7 protein-coding genes are annotated in these 5,995 nt (G+C 63.3%); all 7 read left to right on the forward strand.

Features of this window, described 5'->3' with window-relative positions; genetic code table 11:
• The first annotated feature begins 394 nt into the window (after positions 1-394).
• Entirely contained in the window at positions 395-1,084 is a 690-nt protein-coding gene (locus AC30NL_RS15955; RefSeq protein ID WP_489464983.1) for a TerC family protein, read from the forward strand.
• A 32-nt stretch (positions 1,085-1,116) separates the two neighbouring features.
• The gene (locus AC30NL_RS15960) at positions 1,117-1,566 is read left to right on the forward strand and encodes a hypothetical protein (RefSeq protein WP_489464984.1); all 450 of its coding nucleotides are present in this window, start codon (positions 1,117-1,119) and stop codon (positions 1,564-1,566) included.
• An 84-nt stretch (positions 1,567-1,650) separates the two neighbouring features.
• Positions 1,651-3,000, forward strand: coding sequence for a serine/threonine-protein kinase (locus AC30NL_RS15965; RefSeq protein WP_489464985.1), 1,350 nt, complete (start codon positions 1,651-1,653; stop codon positions 2,998-3,000).
• A 65-nt stretch (positions 3,001-3,065) separates the two neighbouring features.
• Complete coding sequence (locus AC30NL_RS15970) at positions 3,066-3,848, forward strand: Stp1/IreP family PP2C-type Ser/Thr phosphatase (protein WP_489464986.1); 783 nt, start codon at positions 3,066-3,068, stop codon at positions 3,846-3,848.
• Positions 3,849-3,921: 73 nt separating this feature from the next.
• Positions 3,922-4,605 (forward strand): FHA domain-containing protein, encoded by a 684-nt coding sequence (locus tag AC30NL_RS15975; protein WP_489464987.1) that lies wholly within the window; start codon positions 3,922-3,924, stop codon positions 4,603-4,605.
• A gap of 330 nt (positions 4,606-4,935) precedes the next feature.
• Positions 4,936-5,781 (forward strand): MBL fold metallo-hydrolase, encoded by an 846-nt coding sequence (locus tag AC30NL_RS15980; RefSeq protein WP_489464988.1) that lies wholly within the window; start codon positions 4,936-4,938, stop codon positions 5,779-5,781.
• A 116-nt stretch (positions 5,782-5,897) separates the two neighbouring features.
• The coding region (locus AC30NL_RS15985; protein ID WP_489464989.1) for a pilin at positions 5,898-5,995 on the forward strand (98 nt) is incomplete at its 3' end.

Genomic DNA, 5,995 nt, shown 5'->3' on the forward strand with positions numbered 1-5,995 from the left:
ATGCTCGCCATAGCCCGGGCTATGGCTGCGCTTTGCGCCTAGATCAGGCGCCTTTTGACGTGCTGCTCGGGCACGCTCGAAAAACTCTCAGCCTCTGAGATCTTTAGAGCCCGGCCCTCCCCTCGCCCGGGCTTTTCGTTTGTGCTTCAATGAAAGCTTGAAGGGGAGTAGCTCGACTCCAGTGCAGCCTCACAAGGAATCGCACGAAAGTTTCGGCAGGTCGTCAATACGAAGCTTCGGCTTCCGGTCTGTCGGGCAACAATAAATCACTCCATGCCGAGCAAGACCTTCGATGCAAGCCGCGTGTCGGCAGGCTCGAAGGCGTCCGATGTTCCTTGAGCCCGCACTCCAGGCGACTTGCACCGTTTGTCGTGCAACTGTTCATGGAGATCGCATGGAATTCTTCTCTTCTACCTGGCTGTCGGCCCTCCTGGCCATCGTCTTGATCGACCTGGTACTCGCCGGCGACAACGCCATCGTCATCGCGCTTGCTGCGCGCAACCTTCCTTCCCATCTTCAGAAAAGAGCCATCGTCTGGGGCACTGTCGGCGCCGTCGTCGTGCGCTCGATCATGACTATCGGCGTCGTGTGGCTCCTGAAGATTCCCGGCCTGATGCTCGTGGGTGGCGTGGGATTGGTCTGGATTGCTTACAAACTACTCGTGCCGCAAGAAGATGCCGACGATCATCATCAGAAGGCGACGGGCTTCTGGGGTGCGATGAAGACCATCATCGTTGCCGACGCCCTCATGGGTGTCGACAATGTGCTCGGCGTGGCCGGTGCGGCCCACGGCGCGTTCGATCTGGTCATCATCGGCCTCCTGATCAGCGTGCCTATCGTCGTGTGGGGCAGCACGCTCGTACTGAAGCTTGTCGAGCGTTTCCCCGTCATCACCTATGCCGGTGCTGCGGTGCTGGCGTACACGGCAGCCCAGATGATCGTGAGCGAGCCGCTGCTCGACGCCGTGTTCGATCCGAGCCTCGTGAACCGAGTTGTCGCCCATGCCGTGGTCATTGCCGGCGTGCTCGCAGCGGGACGGTGGGCTGCTCGTCGTCATGCCTCCACTCCGCCGTCACCGACCTGAACCACGCTTTCGCCCACCACCAGGAGACCCAGATGGAAAAGATTGCCGTGTTCGTCAACGATGCCGTGCACGCACGGCACATCCTGCAGCCGATGGTTGTCGAAGGCGTTGCTGCCTATTGGGTGATAGTCGCCTGTCCGCCGACACTCACGCGGCACATCGGCCGCTGGGTGTCTGGCGCGGCGCGCGCCCAATGGCGCGAGCGTTGGGCCGCTGAGCTTTTCGCCGATCTGGAACCCGAGTTGAAAGCGCAGGCAGGCAGCCGCGTCGAGAAGCTCGTGGCCCGGCGGCCACTGGTCAACGTGTCGGCCAGGCTGTCCGCGCGACTTGGCCCGCTGCGACTCTTGGACGCGCGCCGGCCGCGGCTGGGCAAGGCCGACGAGCCGATCAGCTCGACGCAGCCGACGGATACCGCGATGCGGTGGGTGGCCCCGATTGCAATCACCACCGGACTGAGCGCAGTGCTGGCGATGGCCGACTGACGATCCGGCGCGACGCGGCTCGGGCCGCTGCAAGTGCTCGGTTTGAGGCCACTGGCGCGAAAGCCTGTGCTAACGTGCGCAGGCATGTCCGCATCGCACACGCTCGTTCAAATCTTCACAGGTGGCCTGTCTGCGCCGGACTCGTCGGTGGGGTCTCTCGTTGCGGCCTGTTTGAGTCTCATTGGCGTAGCGTTGTACCTGCGTGTCGCCGTCCCTTCAATGAGACCGCGTGCGGCGGCCCTGTGCAGCGGCGTGATCGCCATCGCCGCAATGGGAACGAGCTGGGCGCTGCTCGAGTTCGCGTCCGCATGGTGGCCGGCATGGCCGGCGGCGCTGGGATTGCTGTTCGGGCACTTGGGCTTGGGAGCCGCGCGCACATCGAGTGCTTCAGGTGTCAAACTTCCGGCCAAGACCCCAAGTATTTCACCGCCGGTCAAGTCCACCACCAAATCGCCGGCATCGATTCCTCCTCCGGCCACCGTCACGCCTGACCGGGCGTCCCTCGGACGCTACCGCATCGATCGACAACTTGGCCGCGGTGCCATGGGCGCGGTGTACCTCGGGCACGACCCCAAGATCGGCCGTCAGGTCGCGATCAAGACCATGGCGCTCAGCCAGGAGTTCGACGGGGCCGAGCTCGTCGAAGCGCGGGCGCGCTTCTTCCGGGAAGCCGAGACGGCGGGCCGGTTGCAGCACCGCGACATCGTGACCATCTTCGACGCCGGCGAGGACCAGGATCTTGCCTACATCGCGATGGAATACCTCAAGGGCCACGATCTGCAACGCCACACCTCGGGGGCCGACCTGCTGCCGGTGCCCATGGTGTTGAACATTGTGGCGCGCGTGGCCGACGCGCTGGCTTACGCGCACAGCCAGGGCGTCGTCCACCGTGACATCAAGCCCGCCAACGTGATGATCGATCCGAGCGAAGACAGCGTGAAGGTCACCGACTTCGGAATTGCGCGCATTACCGACTCGAGCCGTACCCGCACGGGCATGGTGCTGGGCACACCGTCCTTCATGTCGCCCGAGCAGATGGCCGGACGGCGCGTCGACGGCCGCAGCGACCTGTACTCGCTGGGCGTCATGCTCTTCCAGTTGCTGACGGGCCAGCTTCCTCATGCGGCAGATTCAATGGCCAAGCTCATGTACCAGATCGCCAACGACCCCGCGCCTGACGTGCGAACCGTGCGCCCCGACCTGCCAGAGACGCTGGCCAACGCGGTTGCACTTGCACTCGAGAAGCGACCGGAAGTGCGCTATGCCGAAGGCCGCCAGTTCGCCGAGGACTTGCGCGTCATCGCTGGCGCCCTCGTGCCCGAGGTGGGGGGCTTGCCCGCTGCCTCTGGTGATGTCACACCCCCCAAATCCGATGGGTTCGCCGCGACCGTGAAGCTAAGCCGAACCGATCCAAGGCACAATCCCTCGCCTTGATTCGCTCCCTTCGAGTCGAGTCCCCTGGCCCTCCTCAGCCGCTTGCCGCACCGCCAACGCACAACATGAGTTTCGAGTTCTTCTGCGCCACCGACACTGGCCGCGCTCGCAACAACAACGAAGACTCGGTGGCCGTGGACGAGCCGTCCGCGCTGATCGTGCTGGCCGACGGCATGGGCGGCTACAACGCCGGCGAGGTTGCCAGCGGCATGGCCACCTCGTTCATCAAGACCGAGCTCGGCCGCTGGCTGCAGGAGGCCTCTGCCACGGCGTCCGACACTGACGTGCGGCGCGCCATGGACATCTGCGTCGACAACGCCAACCGCGCCATCTTCAACGCGGCCAATTCGAATCACCAGTTCGCGGGCATGGGCACGACGCTCGTGGTTGGCGTTTTCCGCGAAGGGCGCCTGCTGATGGGTCACGTCGGCGATTCGCGCGGCTACCGGCTGCGAGCCGGGCGGCTCACGCAGATCACGCATGACCATTCGCTGCTGCAGGAGCAGATCGACGCGGGGCTCATCACGGTCGAGCAGGCCGCTTTCTCGGCCAACAAGAACCTCGTCACCCGCGCTGTGGGGGTCGAGGACACGGTGCTGCTTGAAACCCACCTGCATGACACCATGCCCGGCGACGTCTATCTGTTGTGCTCGGACGGGTTGTCCGACATGCTCGACGATGAAACCATCGCCCAGTTGTTGCAGGCGAGCGACTCGTTGGAGGAGGGAGGGTCCGGCTTGATCGATGCAGCCAACGACGCAGGCGGCAAGGACAATATTTCGGTGATACTCGCAAGAGTGCGCGGAACCAACGGTCCGGCGCGTTCGTGGTGGCCCTTCAGGCGATAAAGGGCACCAGCTTTCACGGGCGATTCGTCCTGGCGGAAAGACGAGACAAGACAACGAGGCACGAGGTCAAAGCATGGGCAAACTGGTCGTATCGCTCGACGGGGTGGTGATCAAGGAAGTTCAGATCACAAAGGACAAAACGACCCTTGGGCGTCGGCCTTACAACGACATCGTGATCGACAACTTGGCGGTGTCCGGCGAACACGCCGTGTTGCAAATGGTCGGCTCCGATGTCTTCATCGAAGACCTCAACAGCACCAACGGCACATACATCAACGGTAAAGCGGTCAAGAAGCAGCTTCTGACGCACAACGACACCGTTGAAATCGGCAAGTACAAGATCAAGTACCTGCTCGAAGACGGCACCGATTACGAAAAGACCATGATCATGAAGCCGGGATCGCTGCCTACGGCTGCGCCTGCGCCGTCCGCTGCCGGGTATGCATCCACCGTCGGATTCGGCAGTTCCGGATTCGGTTCGCTCGGCTCGAGCGTCGTCGCGGCATCGATTCGCGTGCTCAACGGCGCCGCAGCCGGCCGGGAAGTGAACCTCACCAAGGTCGTGACGACCGTTGGCAAACCTGGCGTGCAGGTGGCGTCCATCACCAAGCGCCCAGGCGGCTATGTTTTCGCCCATGTCGAGGGCACCACGCGTCCGACCGTCAATGGCCACCCGCTGACCGGCGAAACGGTGCAGCTCAAGAACGGCGACGTGATCGAATTGGCCGGCACGCAAATGCAGTTCGTGCAGCTCTGAGGCCTGGCCGCTAGAGTCGCGCGTTCGCCTTCCTGACGCGGCAAGGTGCGCCATTCGCTTCCCCGCGCACGGTCCATGGCAGTGGCGATATCCCTGCGAAGACGCAGGCTTGGCGTGAACATTTCACAGCCGCCGCCGCACCCTCTCGATTCACGAGGAAATGCGACTTCGGCGCCTTGCGCGGGCGTGTTGCGCCCATCAATATGTGTCATGCGCGCGCGGCTGATAGATGCCTGCCCGTCCAGGAACCCACCAGAGGCCCGGACAACGGCTTCAGAGAGCGCAAAATCGAACACGTCGGGGCCGTAACGCCGCCAGAAAGCGCCAGCCATGATCATTCGCGTCCTTGGTTGCTCCGGGGCCATCGCCGCCGGCTGCAGGACGACCTCGTTCCTGCTGGACGAGCGCATCCTGATCGACGCCGGTACCGGCGTGGGCGATTTGAGCCTCGAAGAGCTGGCGCGCATCGATCACATCTTCATCAGCCATTCGCACCTTGATCACGTTCTCTCCATCGGCTTGCTGGCCGACACGGTCATGCGCACGCGAGCGGCCCAGCGCCGGCCGCCAATCGTCGTGCATGCCCTGCACCAGACGCTTGACGCGCTTCGCCAGCACATCTTCAATGGCGTGATCTGGCCCGACTTCACCCGCCTGCCCTCGCCCGAGGCACCGGCGCTGCGTTTCGAGCCGCTGCAGGTCGGCGAGGTGCTCGCGGTGGGCCATCACAAGATCGAGGTGCTGACGGCCGCACACACCGTCCCGGCGGTCGGTTTTGCAGTCGATGCGGGCGGGGACCAAGGTGTTTGGGTCTACACCGGCGACACGGGGCCCAATCCGGCGTTGTGGCGACGCCTCGCGACACTGAAAGTGGCGCACCTGGTCATCGAAACGGCCTTCAGTGACGACGAGCGCCAGCTCGCGACCATCAGCCAGCACCTGTGCCCGACGGCCTTGCGTGAAGAGTTGGCGCAACTCGGCGGCAGCGTCGATGTCTATATCACCCACATCAAGCCGGGCGAAATTCCGTCGGTGATGGCCGGGGTGTCGAAGATCGAGACACCCCATCGCATCCATGCCTTGCAAGCCGGGCAATACATTGAATTGGCGCACACGGTTCCTGACGTTTTGCGTCAGTTCGAAGACGCAGTCGTAAGCCGCCCCAACAATTTGTGACCGTCCGCGTCAGTTGACTAGTCATAAGTCTCAAAATATCGAGCCCACCGGCATGGCACAGGCTCTGCAACAGAAGCAGGGCGAGTTTCACCACCTTTTTTCCCCTGGAGCACCACATGAAGCGAGTTCAACAAGGTTTCACCCTCATCGAATTGATGATCGTCGTCGCGATCATCGGCATCCTGGCCGCGGTTGCGCTGCCGGCTTATCAGGA

Origin of the sequence: Rhizobacter sp. (genome assembly GCA_021153565.1) — a bacterium.
In the GTDB taxonomy this organism is placed as follows: Bacteria; Pseudomonadota; Gammaproteobacteria; order Burkholderiales; family Burkholderiaceae_C; genus Albitalea.

Bases quoted from the DNA above. Each gene is read 5' to 3' on its own strand.
- AC30NL_RS15960 (WP_489464984.1), top strand. From the start codon at position 1,117: ATGGAAAAGATTGCCGTGTTCGTCAACGATGCCGTGCACGCACGGCAC.
- AC30NL_RS15975 (WP_489464987.1), top strand. From the start codon at position 3,922: ATGGGCAAACTGGTCGTATCGCTCGACGGGGTGGTGATCAAGGAAGTT.
- AC30NL_RS15955 (WP_489464983.1), top strand. From the start codon at position 395: ATGGAATTCTTCTCTTCTACCTGGCTGTCGGCCCTCCTGGCCATCGTC.
- AC30NL_RS15980 (WP_489464988.1), top strand. From the start codon at position 4,936: ATGATCATTCGCGTCCTTGGTTGCTCCGGGGCCATCGCCGCCGGCTGC.
- AC30NL_RS15965 (WP_489464985.1), top strand. From the start codon at position 1,651: ATGTCCGCATCGCACACGCTCGTTCAAATCTTCACAGGTGGCCTGTCT.
- AC30NL_RS15970 (WP_489464986.1), top strand. From the start codon at position 3,066: ATGAGTTTCGAGTTCTTCTGCGCCACCGACACTGGCCGCGCTCGCAAC.